The sequence below is a fragment of the Rhodococcus opacus B4 genome, assembly GCF_000010805.1.
Lineage (GTDB): Bacteria > Actinomycetota > Actinomycetes > Mycobacteriales > Mycobacteriaceae > Rhodococcus_F > Rhodococcus_F opacus_C.
The window spans coordinates 1,161,531-1,183,843 of record NC_012522.1 but is presented as its reverse complement, the minus strand read 5'-3'; the positions used below and the strand labels follow the sequence as shown (position 1 = coordinate 1,183,843).

General features: G+C 67.3%; 22 protein-coding genes and 2 tRNA genes. 12 read left to right on the top strand and 12 right to left on the bottom strand.

Annotation, left to right across the window (positions count from 1 at the left end; all coding sequences use genetic code 11):
• Positions 1-6 precede the first annotated feature (6 nt).
• Together ROP_RS05560 and orn are read right to left on the bottom strand one after the other, a co-directional pair.
• Positions 7-82: transfer RNA gene (locus ROP_RS05560), tRNA-His, on the bottom strand.
• Positions 83-167: 85 nt separating this feature from the next.
• Entirely contained in the window at positions 168-767 is a 600-nt protein-coding gene (gene orn / locus ROP_RS05555; protein ID WP_005261989.1) for an oligoribonuclease, read from the bottom strand.
• Between the two features lie 85 nt (positions 768-852).
• On the opposite strand from orn, the gene ROP_RS05550 reads away from it, so the two are divergent.
• On the top strand, positions 853-2,571 hold the full coding sequence (locus tag ROP_RS05550; RefSeq protein WP_012688356.1) for a helicase HerA-like domain-containing protein: 1,719 nt from the start codon (positions 853-855) through the stop codon (positions 2,569-2,571).
• Here ROP_RS05550 and cmrA read toward each other — a convergent pair whose 3' ends face one another.
• The 3 genes from cmrA to ROP_RS05535 are packed head-to-tail and all read right to left on the bottom strand — an operon-like array spanning position 2,572 to position 5,966.
• A complete protein-coding gene (gene cmrA / locus ROP_RS05545; protein WP_012688355.1) occupies positions 2,572-3,375 on the bottom strand; it encodes a mycolate reductase in 804 nt (267 codons plus the stop codon).
• Positions 3,376-3,393: 18 nt separating this feature from the next.
• Positions 3,394-5,418 (bottom strand): NADPH-dependent 2,4-dienoyl-CoA reductase, encoded by a 2,025-nt coding sequence (locus ROP_RS05540; RefSeq protein ID WP_012688354.1) that lies wholly within the window; start codon positions 5,416-5,418, stop codon positions 3,394-3,396.
• A gap of 14 nt (positions 5,419-5,432) precedes the next feature.
• Complete coding sequence (locus ROP_RS05535; RefSeq protein ID WP_012688353.1) at positions 5,433-5,966, bottom strand: PadR family transcriptional regulator; 534 nt, start codon at positions 5,964-5,966, stop codon at positions 5,433-5,435.
• Positions 5,967-6,092: 126 nt separating this feature from the next.
• Between ROP_RS05535 and ROP_RS05530 the strand changes: the two genes are divergently transcribed.
• Positions 6,093-7,418 (top strand): MFS transporter, encoded by a 1,326-nt coding sequence (locus tag ROP_RS05530; protein ID WP_012688352.1) that lies wholly within the window; start codon positions 6,093-6,095, stop codon positions 7,416-7,418.
• Here ROP_RS05530 and ROP_RS05525 read toward each other — a convergent pair.
• From ROP_RS05525 to ROP_RS05515, 3 genes are all read right to left on the bottom strand, one after another.
• Complete coding sequence (locus tag ROP_RS05525) at positions 7,415-7,996, bottom strand: hypothetical protein (RefSeq protein ID WP_012688351.1); 582 nt, start codon at positions 7,994-7,996, stop codon at positions 7,415-7,417. The genes ROP_RS05530 and ROP_RS05525 overlap by 4 nt on opposite strands.
• Before the next feature lie 75 nt (positions 7,997-8,071).
• Positions 8,072-8,920 carry an alpha/beta fold hydrolase gene (locus ROP_RS05520; protein WP_012688350.1) on the bottom strand — a complete coding sequence of 283 codons (849 nt, stop codon included), beginning with the start codon at positions 8,918-8,920 and terminating at the stop codon, positions 8,072-8,074.
• Between the two features lie 26 nt (positions 8,921-8,946).
• Positions 8,947-9,654 carry a TetR family transcriptional regulator gene (locus tag ROP_RS05515; protein WP_012688349.1) on the bottom strand — a complete coding sequence of 236 codons (708 nt, stop codon included), beginning with the start codon at positions 9,652-9,654 and terminating at the stop codon, positions 8,947-8,949.
• Positions 9,655-9,772: 118 nt separating this feature from the next.
• On the opposite strand from ROP_RS05515, the gene ROP_RS05510 reads away from it, so the two are divergent.
• From ROP_RS05510 to ROP_RS05500, 3 genes are read left to right on the top strand one after another with little or no spacing between them, the layout of a single operon-like run.
• Entirely contained in the window at positions 9,773-10,882 is a 1,110-nt protein-coding gene (locus ROP_RS05510) for a ferredoxin reductase (protein ID WP_043826271.1), read from the top strand.
• Between the two features lie 33 nt (positions 10,883-10,915).
• Positions 10,916-12,088: a fatty acid desaturase family protein gene (locus tag ROP_RS05505; RefSeq protein ID WP_012688347.1), complete on the top strand. Its 1,173-nt coding sequence runs from the start codon at positions 10,916-10,918 to the stop codon at positions 12,086-12,088.
• A gap of 12 nt (positions 12,089-12,100) precedes the next feature.
• Positions 12,101-12,310: a hypothetical protein gene (locus ROP_RS05500; RefSeq protein ID WP_012688346.1), complete on the top strand. Its 210-nt coding sequence runs from the start codon at positions 12,101-12,103 to the stop codon at positions 12,308-12,310.
• A gap of 55 nt (positions 12,311-12,365) precedes the next feature.
• On the opposite strand, the gene gdhA is transcribed toward ROP_RS05500, so the two are convergent.
• On the bottom strand, positions 12,366-13,709 hold the full coding sequence (gene gdhA, locus ROP_RS05495; RefSeq protein WP_012688345.1) for an NADP-specific glutamate dehydrogenase: 1,344 nt from the start codon (positions 13,707-13,709) through the stop codon (positions 12,366-12,368).
• Positions 13,710-13,811: 102 nt separating this feature from the next.
• Positions 13,812-14,315: a winged helix-turn-helix transcriptional regulator gene (locus ROP_RS05490; protein ID WP_043824258.1), complete on the bottom strand. Its 504-nt coding sequence runs from the start codon at positions 14,313-14,315 to the stop codon at positions 13,812-13,814.
• An 87-nt stretch (positions 14,316-14,402) separates the two neighbouring features.
• Between ROP_RS05490 and ROP_RS05485 the strand changes: the two genes are divergently transcribed.
• From ROP_RS05485 to ROP_RS05475, 3 genes are all read left to right on the top strand, one after another.
• The gene (locus ROP_RS05485) at positions 14,403-15,119 is read left to right on the top strand and encodes an SDR family oxidoreductase (protein WP_012688343.1); all 717 of its coding nucleotides are present in this window, start codon (positions 14,403-14,405) and stop codon (positions 15,117-15,119) included.
• Positions 15,119-15,682: a PaaI family thioesterase gene (locus tag ROP_RS05480; RefSeq protein ID WP_012688342.1), complete on the top strand. Its 564-nt coding sequence runs from the start codon at positions 15,119-15,121 to the stop codon at positions 15,680-15,682. The genes ROP_RS05485 and ROP_RS05480 overlap by 1 nt, the downstream gene beginning before the upstream one ends.
• Positions 15,683-15,910: 228 nt before the next feature.
• A complete protein-coding gene (locus ROP_RS05475; RefSeq protein ID WP_012688341.1) occupies positions 15,911-16,735 on the top strand; it encodes an alpha/beta fold hydrolase in 825 nt (274 codons plus the stop codon).
• 71 nt (positions 16,736-16,806) lie between these two features.
• Here ROP_RS05475 and ROP_RS05470 read toward each other — a convergent pair.
• Positions 16,807-16,879, bottom strand: a tRNA-Arg gene (locus ROP_RS05470).
• Between the two features lie 57 nt (positions 16,880-16,936).
• Positions 16,937-17,314 carry a DUF4345 family protein gene (locus ROP_RS05465; protein ID WP_012688340.1) on the bottom strand — a complete coding sequence of 126 codons (378 nt, stop codon included), beginning with the start codon at positions 17,312-17,314 and terminating at the stop codon, positions 16,937-16,939.
• A gap of 103 nt (positions 17,315-17,417) precedes the next feature.
• Between ROP_RS05465 and ROP_RS05460 the strand changes: the two genes are divergently transcribed.
• From ROP_RS05460 to ROP_RS05445, 4 genes are all read left to right on the top strand, one after another.
• Positions 17,418-19,448, top strand: coding sequence for a cytochrome c oxidase assembly protein (locus ROP_RS05460; protein ID WP_012688339.1), 2,031 nt, complete (start codon positions 17,418-17,420; stop codon positions 19,446-19,448).
• Positions 19,449-19,616: 168 nt separating this feature from the next.
• A complete protein-coding gene (locus ROP_RS05455) occupies positions 19,617-20,045 on the top strand; it encodes a single-stranded DNA-binding protein (RefSeq protein ID WP_012688338.1) in 429 nt (142 codons plus the stop codon).
• 132 nt (positions 20,046-20,177) lie between these two features.
• Positions 20,178-21,857, top strand: a complete 1,680-nt coding sequence (ettA, locus tag ROP_RS05450) for an energy-dependent translational throttle protein EttA (protein WP_012688337.1) — start codon at positions 20,178-20,180, stop codon at positions 21,855-21,857.
• A gap of 4 nt (positions 21,858-21,861) precedes the next feature.
• On the top strand, positions 21,862-22,284 hold the full coding sequence (locus ROP_RS05445) for an acyl-CoA thioesterase (RefSeq protein ID WP_012688336.1): 423 nt from the start codon (positions 21,862-21,864) through the stop codon (positions 22,282-22,284).
• The last annotated feature ends 29 nt before the right edge of the window (positions 22,285-22,313 follow it).

Sequence of the window (22,313 nt, the reverse complement as noted above, 5' to 3'; positions counted from 1 at the left end):
TCCGTTTGGGGTGAGTGACGGGACTCGAACCCGCGACAGCCAGGATCACAACCTGGTGCTCTACCAACTGAACTACACTCACCATGCGCTTCAGGCACCGCCCGGGGGCAGTAACTTCGGCGAGGAAGATACTAGCGCGTCCGGTGCCCGAGAAGCCAATCGGTATCTCAGGCGGGCCCGAGTTCCTCGACAACTGCGGCGATGTCGCTGGTAGACGGTCCGGGCTCGGCTACGAACGCCGTCTTCCGGTAGTACTTCAACTCCCGGATCGACTCCTTGATGTCGGCCAGGGCGCGGTGGGCGAGACCCTTTTCGGGCTGACCGAAGTAGATCCGCGGGTACCAGCGCCGGGACAGTTCCTTGATGGAGCTGACGTCGATCATGCGGTAGTGCAGGTAGGTGTCGAGGTCCGGCATGTCGCGGGCGATGAACCCGCGGTCGGTGGCGATCGAATTGCCGGCGAGCGGCGCCGTGCCTGCGACGGGCACGTGCTCGCGGATGTAGGCGAGCACCTGCTGCTCGGCCTCGGCGAGGGTGACCGTGGATTTCCGGACCTCGTCGGTCAGCCCCGAGTTCTCATGCATCTTGGTCACCACGTCGGGCATCGCCGCGAGTGCGTCGTCGTCGGCGTGGATGACGATGTCGACACCCTCACCGAGCACGTTCAACTCGCTGTCCGTGACCAGAGCCGCGATCTCGATCAGCTTGTCGGTGCCGAGGCGGAGCCCGGTCATTTCACAGTCGATCCACACAAGTTTGTCCTGCACCAGGAACACAGTAGTCACGTGTGTGACGGGATAAGGTCTGCGGTGGACACTTTCCCCCGATGTGTGTGATCCGAGGAGGGCTTGGATGACCCGGCAATCGCAGGACGGCGACGCGACCTCGACCCCGGCGGAGAGAGCGGCGGCAGCGAGGGCAGCGGCCGCCGAGGCGGCCAGGGTGGCGGCGGAGGCAGCGGCAGCGGCGGAGGCAGCCGAGCAGGAGGCCCGGGACGCGGAGGCTGCAGAGAACCGCGCTCCGGTCGGCGCCGCCGCGGACATCGCGGCCGGGTACTCCTCGGAGGGCGCGGCGCTGGAACTGGGAACCGTGGTTCTGGGCGGCGCCGTGGATCCTGCGGCCCGCGTGCGCATCCCTCTCGCGACGATCAACCGGCACGGCCTCGTCGCCGGCGCCACGGGGACGGGAAAGACGAAGACACTGCAGGGTATTGCCGAGCAGCTGTCGGCCGCAGGGGTTCCCGTGGTCATGGCCGACGTGAAGGGCGACCTGTCGGGCCTGTCACAGCCGGGCGAGGCCACGGGCAAGGTCACGGACCGGGCAGCCGAGACGGGCGACGACCGGTGGCGGCCTGCGGGATCACCCGTCGAATTCCTTTCGCTGGGAACGGAAGGCCTGGGCATTCCCGTCCGCGCGACCATCACGGCGTTCGGGCCGATCCTGCTCGCCAAGGTGCTCGGACTCAACGAGACCCAGGAGTCCACGCTGGGGCTGATCTTCCACTGGGCCGACGTCCAGGGGCTCGCGCTGCTCGACCTGAAGGATCTGCGATCGGTCATCGCGCATCTCACCAGCGACGAGGGCAAGGCCGATCTGAAGGGCATCGGCGGCGTGTCCCCGGCCACGGCCGGTGTGATCCTCAGGGCCCTCGTCAATCTCGAAGCCGACGGCGGCGACACGTTCTTCGGGGAACCCGAACTCGAGACCGAGGATCTGCTCCGGGTGATCGACGGCACGGGTGTGATCACCCTGTTCGAGTTGGGCGCCCAGGCCGCGCGCCCGGCACTGTTCTCCACGTTCCTGATGTGGGTGCTGGCAGACCTGTTCCAGACCCTGCCCGAGGAAGGCGATCTCGACAAACCCAAACTCGTCTTCATCTTCGACGAGGCCCACCTGCTCTTCGCGGACGCGTCGAAGGCGTTCCTGCAGCAGGTGGAACAGACCGTGAAGCTCATCCGCTCCAAGGGCGTGGGGGTGTTCTTCTGCACCCAGTTGCCGACGGACGTCCCGAACGCGGTGCTGTCGCAACTCGGCGCGCGGATCCAGCACGCGCTGCGGGCGTTCACGCCCGACGACCAGAAGGCCCTGACCAAAACGGTTCGGACGTACCCGACCACCGACAACTACGACCTCGAGAAGGCGCTCACCTCACTGGGAATCGGCGAGGCGATCGTGACCGTTCTGTCGGAGCGGGGCTCGCCGACGCCGGTGGCGTGGACGAGGATTCGGCCCCCGCGTTCGCTGATGGACACCATCGGCAACGACGCCATCAGGGCCGTGGCCGCGTCGAGCCCGCTGTCGGCGAAGTACCGGCAGACCGTCGACCGGGAATCGGCGTACGAGAAGCTGACCGCCAAGGTCGCCGGTGCGCCGACCGCGGAACCGGGCCTCGACCTGCCACCGCTGCCCGACCTGCCGCCGCCGGCGCCCGCGCAGCCGGAGGGGCCGAACATGGCCGAGCAGATCCTCGGGAACTCCGCCGTGAAGAGTTTCCTCCGGTCGGCGGCGTCGGCGGCAGGCCGCGAGATCACCCGCAGCATATTCGGGACAGGCAGACGTCGCAGGCGGTGACTAACTGCCCAGCTTCTTGTAGAACGTCCCGACGATCGGCGCGACGACCGCGCGTGGACTGTACTGCCCGGCAACGGACATCGCCTTGCTGATGATGCCGGGCACCACACGCATCTTGTTGTCGGCCAGTCCGTCGAGCGACACCTTGGCGGTGTATTCGCTGGAGATCCACAGGAAGTCGGGCACCAGCCTGTCCACGATCGACGCATCCGCCGGATCGGGCTCCTCGGTGCGCACCGGGCCGGGGGCGAGCAGGGTGACGTTCACGCCGGTCCCCTTCAGTTCGCCGCGCAGCGACTCGGAGAACGTGTTGACGAACGCCTTGCTGGCCGCGTAGGTGGCGTTGTGGGGGATGGGCATGTTGCCCGCCGCCGAGCCGACCATGAGGATCGCCCCGGACCCGCGTTCGATCATCCCGGGCAGCACCGCGAGGGTGAGGTCGTGCACGGCAACGGCATTGAGTTCCACCTGCGCGCGCTCGTACGCGGGGTCGAGCCCGGCGACGGGGCCGAACGTGGCGATGCCGGCGTTGTTGCACAGGACGCTGATCTCCCGGCCGGCCAGCTCGGTGACGAGGGCGGCGCGCGCGTCCCGGTCCGACAGATCGCACGCATGCACGTCGACCGCGACACCGTACTGGTCGCGAAGGGTCCCGGCGAGTGACTCCATCACCTCGCCGCGGCGCGCGACGAGGATCAGGGAGTGTCCGCGGGAGGCCAGCTCGGCGGCCAGCGCCTCGCCGATTCCGGACGAGGCGCCGGTCACGACGGCGCGGGCACTGGGGGTGGGGTTCGGCAAGCTCACGGTCAGCAGCGTAGTGCGTCAGATGCGGGCCGCGAGCCGGGTGCCCTGCTCGATGGCGCGCTTGGCGTCGAGTTCGGCGGCGACGTCCGCGCCCCCGATGACGTGGGTGGTGACGCCGGCGACGGTCAGTTCGTCGACGAGATCCCGCACCGATTCCTGGCCCGCGCAGATCACGACGTTGTCGACGGCGAGAGTGCGGGGCTTCTCGCGCTTGGCGCCGAACGTGATGTGCAGGCCGTCGTCGTCGATGCGCTCGTAGTTGACCCCGGACAGCTCTTGGACGCCCTTGCTCTTCAGCGCCGCCCGGTGGACCCAGCCGGTGGTCTTGGCGAGTCCCGCGCCGATCCGGCCGCTCTTGCGTTGCAGCAGGTACACCTCACGCGGCGACGGTTCGGGGATCGGTGTGGTGAGGGCGCCCGCCGCGGCCTCGGGTTCGGTGACACCCCACTCCTGCTTCCATTCCTTCAGGTCGAGAGTCGGGGAGTGCTCGTGGGTGAGGAACTCGCTGACGTCGACGCCGATCCCGCCGGCCCCGATCACCGCGACCGACCGCCCGACGGGCTTGCCGCCGCGGACGACCTCCGGATAGGTGAGCACCTTCGGATGGTCGATCCCCGGAATGGACGGCACGCGCGGCGTCACACCGGTCGCGACGATCACCTCGTCGTACGTGCCGACCAGCTCGGCCGCGGTGACGCGGGTGTCGAGCCGGAGATCGACACCGGCCAACGGCAGCTGGCGGTTGTAATACCGGATGGTCTCCGCGAACTCCTCCTTGCCGGGGATCCTGCGGGCGATGCCGAATTGGCCGCCGATCTCCGAATGCGCCTCGAACAGCGTCACCGAGTGGCCGCGGTGGGCCAGTCCGAGCGCCGCGGACAGTCCCGCGGGGCCCGCCCCGACGACGGCGACCCGCTTTGCGGTCCGGGTGGGCGCGAGCGTCAGTTCCGTCTCCCGGCCCGCCCGCGGATTCAGCAGGCACGACACGTGCTTGCGGACGAAGGCGTGGTCGAGGCAGGCCTGGTTGCACGCGATGCACGTGTTGATCTCGTCGGGAGTGCCTGCCTCCGCCTTCCGCACCCAGTCGGGATCGGCGAGCATCGGGCGCGCCATCGAGATCAGCTGTGCGTCACCGCGGGTCAGGATCTCCTCGGCAACCTCCGGCATGTTGATCCGGTTCGACGCGGCCACGGGGATGGTCACGTGCTTCTCGAGTTTGCCGGTGATGTCGGCGAACGCGGCCCGCGGCACCGACGTCACGATCGTGGGAACACGCGATTCGTGCCAGCCGATGTCGGTGTTGATGATGGTTGCGCCCGCCGCCTCCACTTCCTCCGCCAGCGCGACGATCTCGTCCCAGGTCTGACCGCCCTCGACGAGGTCGGCCATCGACAGGCGGAAGATGATGATGAAATCCGGGCCGACGGCCGCGCGGGTGCGACGGACGATCTCGACTGCCATCCGGCGGCGGTTCCCGGGAGTCCCGCCCCACTCGTCGGTACGTTTGTTGGTGCGCTCGCACAGGAACTGGTTGACGAAGTAGCCCTCACCGCCCATGATCTCGACGCCGTCGTAGTTCGCCTGCTGCGCGAGGCGCGCGCAGCGCACGAAGTTGCGGATCTGCCACCGGACGCCGCGGCCGGTGAGTTTGCGGGGCCGGAACGGGTTGATGGGGGCCTTGATCGACGAGGCGGAGACACTGAACGGCTGGTAGCTGTACCGCCCGGCGTGCAGGATCTGCAGGGCGATCTTGCCGCCCTCGTCGTGCACCGCCTTCGTGATCGCGCGGTGCCTGCGGGCCTCGACGCGGTTGGTGAGCTTCGCGCCGAACGGCAACAGCCAGCCTGTCCGGTTGGGCGCGTAACCGCCGGTGACGATTAGCGCGACCCCTCCGCGGGCGCGCTCGGCGAAATACTCCGCCAGCCGCGGGACGTCCTTGGCGCGGTCCTCGAGTCCGGTGTGGATGGAACCCATGATCACCCGGTTCTTCAGCGTCGTGAAGCCGAGGTCGAGCGGGGCGAGCAGCTGAGGGAACTGTGTCATTGGCGGTCGTGTCCTTACTGTGAGAGCGCGTCGAGTACTTCTTGACACCAGTCGGCGAACCCCTCCTCGACGCGGATTCCGCCGCGCAGGACGAGGTACTGGTGCAGGGCTGCCCCGGAGAGCTGGTCCGGTGCGGGAAAGTCGCGTTTTTCGATCATGCGGTACACCTCGAGCCGGGCGGCGTGGCCGTCGCGGTGGCGGGCGACCTCGGCCGTGAGTGCGGCGACGTCACCGTGCCCCGCGGCCCGGATCTTCACTGCCAGCTCGTTGCGCAGGTGGTTGGGCTCGGTGGGTTCGGCGATCCACCGCGCGAGTTCCGCGCGTCCGGCCGCGCTGACCCGGTACACCTTCTTGTCGGGTCTGCCGTCCTGCGCCACCACCTCGGCGTCGACCCACCCTGCCTCGCCCATGCGTTTGAGGACGCGGTAGATCTGCTGGTGGGTGGCGCTCTGGAAGAAGCCGATGGACTTGTCGAACCGGCGCGCCAATTCGTACCCCGAGCCGGAGTGCTCGGTCAGGGATACGAGGAGCGCATGTTCGAGTGCCACGGACCGAAGTATGTATGCAACGAGGTGAGTATGCAACTGAGTGCACACTAAGTCTCCCCGTCGAACGAGGACGCTCGTCGCGTCAGACCGCACGCATGTGCCGTTCGCTCGCATAGGCTCGCGGGCATGAGCACCGACGTTCGTCCGCCTGCCGGGATCGGCGAGGCCGCGACGCGCAGACAGGTTGTCGCGTGGGGGTTGTGGGACTGGGGTTCGGCCGCCTTCAACGCCGTGATCCTCACGTTCGTCTTCTCCGTGTACCTGACGGACGCCGTGGGGGAGGACCTGCCGGGATCGATCTCCGCGAGCACCTGGCTGGGCTGGTCGCTCGGCATCGCCGGCTTCCTCATCGCCGTGCTCGCCCCCGTCACCGGTCAGCGATTCGACGCCGCAGGACGACGCAAGTGGGCGCTCGGCGTCCTCACCTTCGCGACGGTCGGCTGCATGGCGGCGATGTTCCTCGTCCGCGACTCGTATCAGTACCTGTGGCTCGGGCTGGTGCTACTGGCCGCGGGTTCGGTGATCTTCGAACTGGCCGGCGTCCCGTACAACGCGATGCTCAGGCAGGTGTCGACGCCGGCGAACATCGGGAGGGTGTCCGGGTTCGGCTGGGCGATGGGCTATTTCGGTGGGATCGTGCTGCTGCTGCTGTGTTACTTCGGATTCATCGCCGGCGACGGCGACACGCGGGGATTCCTCGGGCTCACCACCGACGGCGGCCTGAACATCCGGATGGTCGCGCTGCTCGCCGCCGTCTGGTTCGCGGTCTTCGCGATTCCCGTGCTGCTGAAGGTCCCCGAGCTGCCCCGCACGAATGCCGATCCGGGTGCGGCCAAGGCCGGTTTCGTCGAGTCGTACCGGGTGCTGTGGCGGGATCTGCGCGACCTCTGGTCCGCCGACCGGCGCACCGTGTACTTCCTGGTGGCGAGTGCGCTGTTCCGCGACGGGCTGGCCGGTGTCTTCACGTTCGGCGCCGTCCTCGCCGTCAACGTCTACGGCATCAGCGCCGGTGACGTGCTGCTGTTCGGCGTCGCCGCCAACGTCGTCTCCGCGCTCGGCGCGCTCACCGCCGGCCGGTTCGACGACCGGATCGGCCCGAAGACCGTCATCATGACGTCCCTGATCGCGATGATCGTCGTCGGCGTCGTACTGACGGCCGTCTCCGGACCGGCCATGTTCTGGATCTTCGGACTGCTGCTGTGCCTGTTCGTCGGTCCCGCGCAGTCGTCCGCGCGCACATTCCTGGCCCGGATCACCCCGCCCGGCCGGGAGGGCCAGATGTTCGGCCTGTACGCGACCACCGGTCGCGCGGTGTCGTTCCTCTCGCCCACCCTCTTCGGGCTGTTCGCCTGGTGGTTCGCGGCCGATCGGGCGGGGATCCTCGGCCTGGTCATCGTGCTCGCGATCGGGCTCGCCGCGCTGACGGTGGTGAAGGCGCCCGAACGCGACTAACGCTTCGCGCGACGATCGTCGTCGATCCGGAGTTTCTCCGGGAACAGCCGACGCTGGGTCAGCCAGCCCGCCGCCGCCACGACGATCCAGATCACCGAGGCGAAGAACTGCTGGGTGCCCTCGTTCGGATCCTCGAGGAACCGCAGGGGGCTGATGGCCAGACCGAGTCCGGTCAGCACCAAGCTGGCGCCGCCGAGCGCGGTGAGCCACAACAATGCCCGCGCGCGGTACCGGTCGGCGATGAAACCACAGGCGACGGCGAGCGCGACGATCACGATTCCGCTGAGGAGCCAGTTGGCGTCGTCGGGCTGCAGTACACGACTGAACTTCGCTCCGATCACGGCGCCCGCGATGCCTCCGATGAAGAATGCGGCGAATTTGAAGATCAAAGTGGTGGCCACCCACACCACGACCGCGCCGATCGCCGCGACCAGGAACGTCGTCCCGAGCGACAGTGACAGCAGATCTGCGAGGAGCCAGCCGAGGCCGAATCCCGAGGCGAGCACGGCGACGTGGAGTGAACCGACACCGGCGAAGCACAGAACCGCGCCGACCAGCAGGATTGCGATGCCACTCATGGTGCCTCCCAGGGTGCACGAGACGCGTAGTGCCATCACACCAGACTGTCGCCGCACATGGAGGTGAACCGCCGATCAGATCGTTGAACGGGCGCGTTCCAGAATTGCCTTCGTGAGCAGTTCCGGACACTCCTCGGGAACCCAATGCGTAGCACCGTCCAGGACGACGAACTCGTAGGGCGCATCGACGAACTCGCCACACCTCTCCGCCGCGGCACGCCCGATCGCGATGTCGCCGGTGCTCCAGACGTAAGTCGTGGGAACGGTGACGGCGGGTGTCGCCTCGAAGTCACTTGTCATGGCGCGGTACCAGTTCAGCGCGGCGGTCAGCGCGCCCGGTTCACTCAGAAGCCCAACGTGCTCGTCTACGAGTTCGGAACTCACGACGTCCCCGAACACCGCGCGCAGCCGCTGGGCGTCCTCGCGAAGGAGGACGTGCTCGGCCTTGCCCTCCGTCCGCAGGAACTGGATGTAGGACGATCGCTGTTGCTGGTCTTCGTCTTCGCGTAGCGCCCAGCCGAAGGCCGCGGGATGGGGAACCGACACCGTGGTCAGCGACGTGACGCGACCCGGGTGGCGGGCCGCCACGCACCACGCCACGATGGATCCCCAGTCGTGGCCGACGAGGTGCACCGTGTCGATGTCGAGGGCGTCGAGCAGCCCCACGACATCAGCGACGAGGTGGTCGATACGGTAGGAGTCGACTCCGTCGGGTCGTGCACCGGGCGAGTATCCACGCTGGTTCGGCGCGTAGGTCCGGAGGCCCGCGTCGTTCAGGAGGGCCGCGACCGGTGACCACGACGCCGCGCTCTCCGGGTAACCGTGGAGAAGGAGGACGGCGTCGCCGCCGACCGGACCACCGACCGCGACATCGAAGGTGAGCGGACCTACCGGGACGTGGGTGTGCTCGAGGAGGTTCGACATGCCCCCACCGTACGGTGAGAGTGCGACTACTTTCCGGGATTCCACCCGCTCATGCCGAGCATGATCAGGCGTAGTTGCCGTTCGGCGCGCGCGACCACCTCGGCCTCGCTTCGGCTTCCGGGACGATCGGCCTCGAGCAGATCGACGACGACGGCGAACATGGTGGACACGATCAGGTCGGCCGCCATCTCCAGGTCGTCGTGGTCCCAGGACTGCAGACCGTCGATGCGGGACAGATCCACCGTGAGTTCGCTGACGAACAGTGTCATCTCGGTCGCGATCGCACGGCGAATTTCGGGGACGCCGCCGTAGCGTTCGCGGCTGAGGAACCGGAACTGCGCCTCGTGGGTGCGGACCTGTCGCACGAGGATGTCGAGGGATGCGCCGGCGCTTTTGGTGCTCGGCGTGCGCCGGGCGTCGCGGAGCATCTGGCGCAGGATTCGCATGCCCTCCTCGACGAGCACCACACCGAGTTCCTCGATGGACGCGAAGTGGCGGTAGAACGCGGTGGGCACGATTCCTGCGGTGCGGGCGATCTCGCGCAGGCTCACGCCGGCGAAACTGCGGTCCGCCATGAGTTCGAGCGTGCCGTCGAGAAGGGCCTTCCTCGTGCGCTCCTTGCGGGCTGCCCTGCTCTCCGGTTCGGCGCCGGTCGACTGACTCACGGCTGTGAGTGTATTCGTGGCGGTGCCGACACCCGTCATCTCCGGGTGCTCGTACTCGTCGTCCGGCATGCAAATCCGATCCCTGCCTCGAGTGTGCGTGCGGTCACATTCCGATTGACAACTTCCTGTCCCCCTCTGTCACACTATTGTCAGTGTACAACCGTGCACTCAAATGGAGGAGGCCGACGTGTCAGTTGCCCACACCAGTCGTCCGGCGGAGGAACGCAGGTTCTCACTGCTGTCGTTGTTCGAGGCGATGGCCACTCCGCACCAGCTCGACCGCTACCTCGAACTCGTCACTCCCATGGTCACCGTGCGCGACCTGCGCGCCGAAGTGGTCGAGGTCCGGCGGTCCACCGCCGACACCGTCACCCTCACGCTGCGCCCCACCCGGCAGTGGCGCGGATTCCGTGCGGGGCAGTTCGTGCAGGTGGGCGTCGTGATCGATGGGGTTCGGCACACCCGGTGCTACTCACCGGCCAATGCACAGGCGTCCACCGACGGGCTCGTCGAGCTGACGGTCAAGGCGCATCCCGAGGGTCTGGTCTCGCAGTACCTGCACGCGCACGCGAGCCCCGGTCTCGTGCTCGACCTGTCCCAGGCGGCGGGAGAATTCACTCTTCCGTCTCCTCGCCCTCGCCGGCTCCTGCTGGTGAGCGGAGGCAGCGGAATCACCCCGGTTCTGTCGATGCTGCGCACCCTCGTCGACGAGCAGCACTTCGGGAGCATCACTTTTCTGCACTACGCGTACACCGAAAACGACGTCGCATACCTCGACGAGCTGCGTGCGCTCGCGGCCGCGAACGCCAACGTCTCCCTCGTGTTGGCGTACACCGATCAGGAGACCGGCGGCCATCTCCACGGGTTCTTCGGCCAGGAGCACCTCGACGCCGTGGCGCCCTGGTACGCGGACGCCGAAACCTTCCTGTGCGGCCCGCCCGGACTGATGCGTGGCGTCCGCGAGGTGTACCGCGAACTCGGCATCGAGGACCGTCTCCACACCGAGGAATTCGCTCCCGCCGCAGCCCCGGCGGAGGGTGAGGCCGGTGGTGCGGTGTCCTTCACCGCCAGCGGCGTCACCGCGGACAACTCCGGAAAGACGCTGCTCGAACAGGCCGAGGCCGCCGGGCTCCATCCCGAGTACGGCTGCCGGATGGGCATCTGTTTCTCCTGCACCACGGTGAAGAAATCGGGGTGCACCAAGAACGTCCGCACCGGCGACACCGACACCGATCCGGACAAGGCGATCCAGCTGTGCGTCTCGGTTCCGGTGGGCGACGTCGCCCTCGACATCTGACTTTCACTCGACATTCAACGTTTGGAGACCGACATGTTTGGACTCTCGCTCTCGTTCCTCCCGTTCGTCGACGGCTCCGACGGTTCCCGCAACGACGCCCCGGTGGTGCTCAGTCACGACCAGGTCGAAGAGATCGGCCGGGAACTGGACGCCCTCCGCGACCGGACGGTTGCGGACCTCGGCGCCGAGGACCGCGAATACATCTACAAGATCATCAAGGCGCAGAGGGGATTCGAGGTCGCCGGCCGCGGGCTGATGTACCTCGGATTCTTCCCACCGGCCTGGATTGCCGGGGTCGGGGCACTCGGGGTGTCGAAGATTCTCGACAACATGGAGATCGGCCACAACGTCATGCACGGCCAGTACGACTGGATGCGTGAACCGGGCCTGAACTCCCGCGTGTTCGAATGGGACACCGTCTGCCCGGCCGATCAGTGGAAGCATTCCCACAACTACATGCACCACACCTACACCAACATCCTCGGCCGGGACCGGGACATCGGCTACGGCATCCTGCGGATCGACGAGGCGCAGAAGTGGAACCCCTACTACCTGGGGAACCCGGTCTACGCCTTCTTCCTGATGATGCTGTTCGAGTGGGGCGTCATGATGCACGACCTGGAAGCGGAGAACGTGATCCAGGGCAAGCGCAAGTGGCACGACGTCAAGCCGTTGCTGAAGGGCTGGTGGCGCAAGGCCGGTCGGCAGGTGCTCAAGGACTACGTGATCTTCCCCGCGCTCACCGGGCCGCTGTTCGTCCCCACACTGCTCGGCAACGTGACCGCCAACCTGATCCGCAACGTGTGGGCGTACTCCATCATCTTCTGCGGCCATTTCCCCACCGGCGTGCAGAGTTTCACCGAGGACGAGACCGCGGAGGAAACCCGCGGCGAGTGGTACGTCCGGCAGATGCTCGGCAGCGCGAACATCGAGGGGAGCCCGCTGTTCCACATCATGTCCGGCAACCTGTCGCACCAGATCGAGCACCATTTGTTCCCGGACCTGCCCGCTCACCGGTACCCGGAGATGGCGCCCGTCGTGAAGGCGCTGTGCGAGAAGCACGGTCTGCCCTACAACACCGGTGGCTTCTTCAAGCAGATCGGCTCCGTGTGGGCGAAAATCTTCACGTTCGCACTGCCGCCCGGTCTCGTCTCGTCGGACACCCCTCCCGGTGTTATCGTCGAGCGGCAGAAGAGTGCAGCCTGAGAGGCGAAACACATGGTGGGGAAGTTCGAGCGGCGCAAGGACACCGTGCAGGAATTGACGGAGTCGGCGGCCACGCACGTGGGTCAGATCGCGACGATCATCGCGGGCGCCGTCCGGGACGTCACCCGGGAGATCGGCGACTGGGTGTCCGACGGCATCGAGATGCGTGAGGCCTCGAAGAAGGCCCGCGAGGACGAGGCCGAGGACAAGCCGGTCGACTGAGGATCCGAGCGGGGCCGCGACCGTCGACAGTGAGGGTCGTGGCCCCGTCGTTTCGCTAGATGACGCCGAGCGAGATCATGGCGTCGGCGACCTTCACGAATCCGGCGATGTTCGCGCCGTGCACGTAGTCGCCCGGCATGCCGTACTCGGCGGCGGTGGTGACAGTGCGTTCGTGGATGCCGCGCATGATCCCGGCCAACCGCTCGTCGGTGTACGCGAAGCCCCACGAGTCGCGGGATGCGTTCTGCTGCATCTCGAGTGCCGACGTCGCGACCCCGCCCGCATTGGCCGCCTTGCCCGGTGCGAATGCCACGGCGGCATCGCGGAACACCTGGACGCCCTGTGGGGTGGTGGGCATGTTCGCGCCCTCCGCCACCGCCTGCACACCATTCGTGACCAGGGTCTTGGCTGCCGATTCGTCGAGTTCGTTCTGGGTGGCGCAGGGCAGTGCGACGTCGCACGGCACATCCCAGATCGAACCGTTCGGCACGAACCTGGCGTGCGGCACGGTGTCCGCGTACTCGCTGATCCGTCCACGCCGCACCTCCTTGATCTCTTTCAGGAGTTCGAGGTCGATGCCCTTCTCGTCGACGACGTACCCCGCGGAGTCGGAGGCCGCGATCGCGATTCCGCCGAGTTGGTGGACCTTCTCGATCGCGTAGATCGCGACGTTTCCGGAACCGGAGACGACGACGGTCTTGCCGCCCAGTGAGCTGTTCGCGGTCTTCAGCATCTCGGCGACGAAGTAGGCGACGCCGTACCCGGTCGCCTCGCGACGCACCTGCGAGCCGCCCCAGGTGAGTCCCTTGCCGGTGAGGACGCCCGACTCGTACGAGTTGGTGAGCCGCTTGTACTGGCCGAACAGGTAGCCGATCTCGCGGCCGCCGACGCCGATGTCCCCCGCGGGGACGTCGGTGTATTCACCGATGTGGCGATGCAGCTCGGTCATGAACGACTGGCAGAACCGCATGATCTCGGCCTCGGAACGACCCTTGGGATCGAAGTCGGAGCCGCCCTTGCCGCCGCCGATCGGAAGCCCGGTGAGGGCGTTCTTGAAGATCTGCTCGAACCCGAGGAATTTCACGATCCCCAGGTTCACGCTGGGGTGAAACCGCAGGCCACCCTTGTAGGGGCCGAGCACGCTGTTGTACTGCACGCGGAAACCACGGTTGACGTGCACGTTGCCGGAATCGTCGACCCACGGCACCCGGAAGATGATCTGACGTTCGGGCTCGCACAGTCGCTCGATCAGTCCGGAATCGGCGTAGTGGGGACGGCGCTCGAGCACGACCTGGAGCGATTCGAAGACCTCCGCGGCGGCCTGGTGGAACTCGGGTTCTCCGGCGTTCCGCAGGCGGACCTGCTCGTAGATCTCTGCTACCCGGTCGCGCGTTGACACAGACCACCCCTGCCTAACGTGTGAGGACTTCTTTACCTGACGTTTACATCGGAAACTATAGACCGGTGTCGGGACGTCCTGTATCGCGCCGTGCCGGGGAGGTCAGCGTTCCCGTCGAGGGGTGCGGGAATGCATTGCGACGGTGGTGTTCTCGACCGCCTCGCCGCAATGCGCGCAGCGGTGTTCCAGTTCCAGCGAGTGCCCGCAGTCGTGCACGAGCACCGAAGGAGCCTCGTCTACGGCCCATTTGCTGCCCCACTGGAACAGGGAGAGCAACAGCGGCCGCAGGTCCTCGCCCGCGGGGGTGAGGTGGTACTCGAAGCGGGGCGGGTGCTCGGAGTACTGCCTGCGTTCGATGACGCCGACCTCCTCGAGTTTGCGTAGCCGTGCGGTGAGGATGTCGCGGGAGACGCCGATGTAGCCCGCGATCCGGTCGAAGCGGTGCACGCCGTAGGACAGTTCGCGGATCACCAGCATCGACCAGCGGTCGCCGATCAACTCCATGGTGGCGGCGATGGCGCAGGGCCTCGGTGTGAGGGGCATCCGGTCCATGACGAGCTCGGGTGTTGCTGGCTGGGGGTCGCCGTTGGTCATGCCCTCCATCATAGAGGGTTGCGTTTTCCAACTAACAGGGTTTACTGTCGTGAGGGCAGTTAGTTGGAAAATCGGACTTACTCATTCGAAGGGGACACCATGACCACGATTCAGGATCGGACGGTGCTGGTCACCGGGGCCAATCGCGGGCTCGGGCGGGCCTTCGTCGCCGAGGCGCTCAGACGAGGAGCGCGCACGGTCTACGCGTCGGCACGTGACACGTCGGCGATCGACGGGCACCCGCGGGTCGTGCCCATCCAACTGGACGTCACGAACCCCGAATCGGTCTACGCCGCAGCGGAACTCGTCGGGGATCTCGGCGTGCTGATCAACAACGCCGGGATCCTCGTCGGCGAGTCGCCGCTCACCGGCGATCTCGACGGGATGCGCCGTGAGCTCGAAACCAATCTGTACGGTCCGCTCAACGTGACGCGCGCGCTCGCGCCGATCATCGCCGCCAACGGCGGCGGCGCGATCCTCAACGTGCACTCCGTGCTGTCGTGGCTGGCGGTCGGTGGCTCCTACAGCGTCTCGAAAGCCGCCCTGTGGAGTGCCACCAACGCCATGCGCGCCGAACTCGCGGCGCAGAATATTCAGGTGGTCGGGCTGCATCTCGGCTACATGGACACTGACATGACCAGCGGTCTGGACGTGGAGAAGATCTCCGCGGCCGAGGTTGCGCGGTTGGCCTTCGACGGCGTCGAGTCCGGCGCCCACGAGGTGCTCGCCGACGACACCACCCGCACCGTCAAGGCGGCGCTGTCCGGCGACCTCGACGTCCTCTATCCGCCGTCGGCGCAGCGGGGAGCCGCATAGTGAGCGCGTACGGGAACGGAGAAGTGGCGACGGTCGAGGGCGTGCCGGACACCGGTGAGTGGGGCGAGGTGCGGTCGAAGATCGTCGAATGGCACGACCCGGCGGGTCCGGCGCGCAAGGCCCGGGAACTCGACGGCCTCACCTACCTGCGGTCGATTCTCGACGGCAGCGTTCCGGCGCCGCCCATCGCCGGCTTGATGAACTTGCGATTCCTCGAGGCCGAGCCCGGGAGGGTGGTCTTCGCGCTCGATCCCGACGAGTCGCAGTACAACCCGATCGGCGCCATCCACGGCGGCGCCGTGTGCACGCTGCTCGATTCGGTCGCGGGCTGCGCCGTGCACACCACCTTGCCCGCGGGGTGGGGGTACACGTCGGTCGAGATCAAGGTCAACTACATCCGCGGGGCGGCCAAGGACTCCGGGGCGCTCACCGCTACCGGCGTCGTGAAGAAGGCGGGCCGGCGCATCGCCTTCGCGGAAGGGGAGGTCACCGACGCGCAGGGCCGCCTGGTGGCCACCGCCACCAGCACGCTGCTGGTGTTCGAGGTACCCCCGCGGAGCTGACGACCGACGGACGGGAAACCCGCCACTCGCGGAGGAAAGTGGCGGGTCCCGATGCACCGTTGCCCCGTCGGGTTGGGGCGATGCGTGAACAAGACTAATCAGTCGGTTTGCTACGCGCGAGTACGCGACCGCCGGCGCCGGTCGAAGCAGCCCGTGCGCACGCCGAAGTTTGATGTACTGAATTCCGTCCTCATCGTCATTCCCGGAGCGGTCGAGAAAGGCACACCCATGGGCACGATCACTACGCAGGACGGCACGGAGATCTTCTACAAGGACTGGGGAACCGGTCAACCCATGTTGTTCAGCCACGGCTGGCCGCTGTCGGCCGACGACTGGGACACGCAGATGCTGTTCTTCCTCCGGCACGGCTATCGAGTCATCGCCCACGACCGGCGCGGGCACGGGCGCTCCACGCAGACCGGCGACGGCCACGACATGGACCACTACGCCGACGACCTCGCCGAGTTGACCGCACACCTGGACCTCCACGACGCCGTCCACGTCGGCCATTCGACCGGCGGCGGCGAGGTCGCGCACTACCTCGCGCGACACGGCGAGAGCCGGGTGTCGAAAGCCGCACTGATCAGCGCGGTGCCGCCGCTGATGGTGAAGACGGAGGCGAATCCGGGCGGCCTGCCCAAGTCGGTGTTCGACGACCTGCAGGCGCAACTCGCGGCCAACCGTTCCGTCTTCTACCGCGACCTGCCGTCGGGGCCGTTCTACGGATTCAACCGGCCGGGCGTGGAGTCCTCGGAGGCGATCATCGAGAACTGGTGGCGTCAGGGGATGATGGGCGGGGCCAAGGCCCACTACGACGGCATCGTCGCCTTCTCGCAGACCGATTTCACCGAAGACCTGAAGAAGATCACGGTGCCGGTGCTCGTGATGCACAGCGAGGACGACCAGATCGTGCCCTACGCCGACGCCGGACCCCTGTCCGCGAAGCTTCTCGCCAACGGGACGCTGAAGACATATGAGGACTTCCCCCACGGCATGCCCACCACGCACGCGGAGACGATCAACGCCGACTTGCTGGCGTTCCTGAAAGACTGACGCCCGGCCCCCCGAGTCCTGTGTGTCCAGGTGATCGGGGGTTTTCTCCGGCCGGTGCTCCGTCGAATGAGTGCCCCCGGCAGGATTCGAACCTGCGACCAAGAGATTAGAAGGCTCTTGCTCTATCCCCTGAGCTACGGAGGCGCGCAGCAAATATTACCTGCCGCCCCGCGTGCTCCGACCGGGGCTGGGGTGTGTGCGTCACGAGCCCAGGGCTGCGGCGGAGAGCAGCAGTCCCGCCAGAACGAGCTCGACGACGAAGTAGAACCACACGGGGTAGAAGCGCGTCGGCCGGTCGGTGAGGGCCGCCACGATTCGGCCGAACGCCATCCCCAGCAGGGCGACGGCCACCGTCACCGCGGCGACGGACCGGATGCCGGAGGCGTCGAAGGCCGCGAAGAAGAGCAGGCCCGCCACCGCGACACCGAAGCCGCCGTAGACCGCGCGCACCTCGGCCCGGGCCGTCGCCGAATCCGCGGTCAGGCCGAACGGGGCGACCAGGTGGGCGGGCAGGGCGAGCCCGTAGACACCCATGCCCGCGAAGAACAGCGCCACCACGATGATCAGAAACTCCGCCATCTCAGCCTCTCGTCTCCCCGGGACACCACCCTGTCGACGGTAGCCGCAACGACGACCGACCCTCGCGTCTCCGACGGCCTGTCGTAGGTCCTACCCTTGACGTATGGCTACACCCCAGCTCGCGGCGTCCGGCCCGGCGTCGAAACCCCCGAACCGTGCCGATTCGACCGCCCTGTTCATCGTCGGCGGTCTGATCGCCGGCCTGGTCGCGGCAATCGTCGTCGGACTTTCCGCCGCTCAGGCGCTCGTGCTGCTGGGAATCCCGGATCCCGGACCGATCACCACCTACGGACTGCCCGCCATGCGGGCCGTGTCGGAGATCGCTGCCGTCATCACCATCGGATCCCTGCTGCTCGCGGCGTTCTTCGTGCCGCCGCAGAAATCCGGCGTCCTGGACGTGGACGGCTACCGCGCGGTCCGCACCGCGTCGTACGCCGCGATCGTGTGGGCGGCGACCGCCCTCGTCCTCGTCCCGTTGACGCTGTCGGACACGTCCGGGCAGCCCTTCGGCGAGGCGGTCAAGCCGGCCAACATCTTCAATTCGATCGATCAGGTCGAACTCGCGGGCGCCTGGCGCTGGACCGCGATCATCGCCATCGTCCTCGCGATCGCCTCCCGGCTCGTACTGCGCTGGTGGTGGACGCCGATCCTGCTGGTCGTCGGCGTCCTCGGGTTGATGCCGCTCGCGTTGACCGGGCACTCGTCCTCGGGTGGTTCGCACGACATGGCGACGAACAGCCTGATCCTGCACCTCGTGGCGGCCTCACTGTGGGCGGGTGGCCTGTTCGCTCTCCTCGCCCATGCGCGCAGGCGCGGCGCCTACACCGACGTCGCGGCGCGCAGGTTCTCCGCGGTCGCGACCGTCTGTTTCGTCGTCATGGCGGTCAGCGGTGTGGTGAACGCGCTCGTCCGCGTCCAGATCGGTGACCTCGTCGACACCACGTACGGGCGCCTGGTGGTCGCGAAGATCGTGGCCCTCGTCGTGCTCGGTGTGTTCGGCTGGGCGCAGCGTCGACGGGCGTTGCCCGCGCTGCAGAAGGACCCGACGAGCCGCGGCAACCTGATCCGCTTCGCCGGAGCGGAGGTCATGGTCTTCGCCGCGACGATCGGTCTCGCCGTCGGACTCGGTCGCACGCCCCCGCCGCCCCCGACCGCGGCGCCCACCCTCACCGAGGTGGAACTCGGCTACAACCTGGCGGGGCCACCCACATTCACCCGGCTGATGCTGGACTGGCGATTCGATCTCCTCTACGGCACCGCCGCGATCGTGTTGGCAGTCGTGTACGCGCTCGGACTGCGCAAACTGCGGCGGCGCGGCGACAGCTGGCCCGTCGGCCGGACCGTCGCCTGGATGTGCGGATGCGTGGTGCTGCTGATCGCGACGTCGTCGGGTGTGGGCCGGTACTCGCCGGCCGTGTTCAGCGTGCACATGGGCGCGCACATGGCGCTGTCCATGCTGGCGCCGGTGCTCCTGGTGCTCGGTGCCCCGATCACGCTCGCCCTGCGCGCCCTCGATCCGGCGGGCAAGAACGGTGTGCCGGGGCTGCGCGAATGGATCCTGACCGCGCTGCACAGCCCGTTCTCCCGGTTCATCACGCACCCCGTCGTCGCGGCGGTGCTGTTCGTGGGCGGTTTCTACGCCCTGTACCTCGGCGGGATCTTCGAGGCCGCCGTGGACTCGCACTCGGCGCACGTGCTGATGAATCTGCACTTCCTGCTGAGCGGCTACCTCTTCTACTGGGTGGCGATCGGCATCGACCCGTCGCCGCGCAAGCTGCAACCGGTGACGAAGCTCGCGATGGTGTTCGGTTCTCTGCCGTTCCACGCGTTCTTCGGCGTCGCGCTGATGAGCATGGGCGCCGTGATGGGCGAGTGGTACTACCGTTCGCTCGGTCTCGGCTGGAACGCCGACCTGGTGGGTGACCAGCAACTGGGCGGCAGCATCGCGTGGGCCACCGGTGAGATCCCGCTGGTGCTGGTGATGATGGCGCTGCTCATCCAGTGGTCGCGCAGTGACGGCCGCACGGCGCGGCGGGTCGACCGGGCCGCGGACCGGGACGACGACGCGGATCTGGCAGCGCACAACGCGATGTTCGCGGAGTTGGCGCGACGGGACCGCGAAGCGGGGCGCTGACCGCTAGCACGCCGCCCCGACACGTTCGGTGGTCCCGGGGGCTGTTTTCGCGGTTCCATCCACAGCCGGTCCGTTTCTCCACAGATGTCCGGTGCGGGCCGAAAACGGTGCCGCCGGACGGCACGCTGTGAGTGAAGGCACTTGCCGCACTCACAGGGGGTAGACGTCATGTACGAAACGCACGGCACCGTTGTCGGAACGGTCATCACCAGCCCGGTCATCCGGTCGAACGCGGCCGGTGACGAGTTCCTCAGTTTCCGGATGGCGAGCACGGTCCGGCGCCGCGACCACGCGACGGGGGAGTGGCGTGACGGGAGCACGCTCTACCTCACGGTGACCTGCAGGCGGCGGCTGATGGCCGGCGTCGTCGCCTCGATCACGAAGGGCGACCCCGTTCTCGTGACCGGGGACTTGCGCACCACCGAATACACCACCCGAGACGGCATCGCCCGCTCCGACCTGGAGTTGAGCGCCACCGCGATCGGACCGGATCTGGCCCGGTGCACGGTCGTGCTCGAGCGCGCGCCGAGAACGGTCGACGGTGGTGCGGACGACCCGGCGACCGAAGAGGTGGCCACCCGGTCCCTCGTCGCGTAGCGCACCTGCGGGTATCGGCGCCGACCTCGCGTTCCCGGCGCCGGTGCCCGCAGCATCCCGCGGGAAGTCCCCGATCACGTCCCCGACCCTCCGCGATGTGGGTTCGTCGCGCTTCACCATTAGGCTGGCCCCATGGCTGAGTTCATTTACACGATGAAGAAGGTGCGCAAGGCGCACGGTGACAAGGTCATCCTCGATGACGTCACGATGAGCTTCTACCCCGGCGCCAAGATCGGTGTGGTCGGCCCGAACGGCGCGGGTAAGTCCAGCATCCTCAAGATCATGGCGGGGCTGGATCAGCCGGGCAACGGTGAGGCGTTCATCGCACCGGGTGCCACCGTCGGGATCCTCATGCAGGAACCGCACCTGGACGAGACGAAGACCGTTCGCGAGAACGTCGAAGAGGGCATGGGTGAAACCATGGTCCAGCTCAAGCGGTACAACGAGATCGCCGAGCTGATGGCCACCGACTACTCCGACGAACTGATGGAGGAGATGGGCGAGCTCCAGGAGAAGCTCGACCATGCCGACGCGTGGGAGATCGATTCCCAGCTCGAGCAGGCGATGGACGCTCTCCGCTGTCCGCCGCCGGAGGAGATGGTCACGCACCTCTCCGGTGGTGAGAAGCGCCGCGTCGCCCTGTGCAAGCTCCTGCTCAGCAAGCCCGACCTGCTGCTGCTCGACGAGCCGACCAACCACCTCGACGCGGAGAGCGTCCTGTGGCTGGAGCAGCACCTGGCCGCCTACCCGGGTGCGATCCTGGCCGTTACCCACGACCGGTACTTCCTCGACCACGTCGCCCAGTGGATCTGCGAGGTCGACCGCGGTCGCCTGTACCCGTACGAGGGCAACTACTCCACCTACCTGGAGCAGAAGGCCGCCCGGCTCGAGGTCCAGGGCAAGAAGGACCAGAAGCTGCAGAAGCGCCTCAAGGAGGAGCTGGCCTGGGTCCGCTCCGGAGCGAAGGCCCGTCAGGCCAAGAACAAGGCCCGCCTCGACCGCTACGAGGAAATGGCCAACGAGGCCGAGAAGACCCGCAAGCTCGACTTCGACGAGATCCAGATCCCCGCGCCGCCGCGCCTCGGTGACGTCGTGGTGGAGGTGTCGAACCTCGACAAGGGCTTCGACGGCCGGGTCCTGATCAAGGATCTGTCGTTCACCCTGCCGCGTAACGGCATCGTCGGCGTGATCGGCCCCAACGGTGTCGGTAAGACGACGCTGTTCAAGACGATCGTCGGGCTCGAGGAGCCGGACGCGGGTGAGGTGAAGATCGGTCAGACCGTCAAGCTCAGCTACGTCGACCAGAACCGCACCGGCATCGACCCCGACAAGACGGTGTGGGAGGTCGTGTCCGACGGTCTCGATCACATCGTGGTCGGCCAGACGGAGATGCCGTCGCGCGCCTACATCAGCTCGTTCGGGTTCAAGGGCCACGATCAGCAGAAGCCGGCGGGTGTCCTGTCCGGTGGTGAGCGCAACCGCCTGAACCTCGCGATGACGCTCAAGCAGGGCGGAAACCTGATCCTGCTCGACGAACCGACCAACGACCTCGACGTCGAAACCCTCGGTTCGCTGGAGAACGCCCTCGAACAGTTCCCCGGCTGCGCCGTCGTGATCTCCCACGACCGCTGGTTCCTCGACCGCACCTGCACGCACATCCTCGCGTGGGAAGGTGGCTTCGGCGACAACGAGGCGGCCTGGTACTGGTACGAGGGCAACTTCGAGGGCTACGAGGCCAACAAGGTCGAGCGGCTCGGACCGGACGCGGCCCGTCCGCACCGCGTCACGCACCGCAAGCTCACGAGGGACTGACCTGGTGGGGCAGCAGGCTTTCACATACGAGATCCAGGTCCGGTGGGGTGACTCCGACCGCCTGGGTCACGTGAACAACACCCGCTTCATGGAGTACATGCAGGAAGCGCGGATCGCATTCCTGACCACCGAGCTGCGCGCCGCAGGCGCGCAGCCCGGCGCGATGGTGGTCCGCAAGATGGACGTGGAATTCCTGCGTCCCGTCACCGACGCCTCGGGTCCGCTCACGATCGACGTGTCGGTGCTCCACGTCGGCAATTCGTCGTACACGATCAGGCACGTCGTCACGAACCGCGACGGCGTCCACTGCGCGACGGGCGACGCGCTGCTGGTGGCGTTCGACGTGAAGACCGAACGGTCCCGTCCGCTGTCCGAGGCGGAACGCGACGGGCTCGAGAAGTACCTCGCGCCGGTGACCACCGGCTGACGGATCCGGCACGCGGGGTGCCCGAAGTT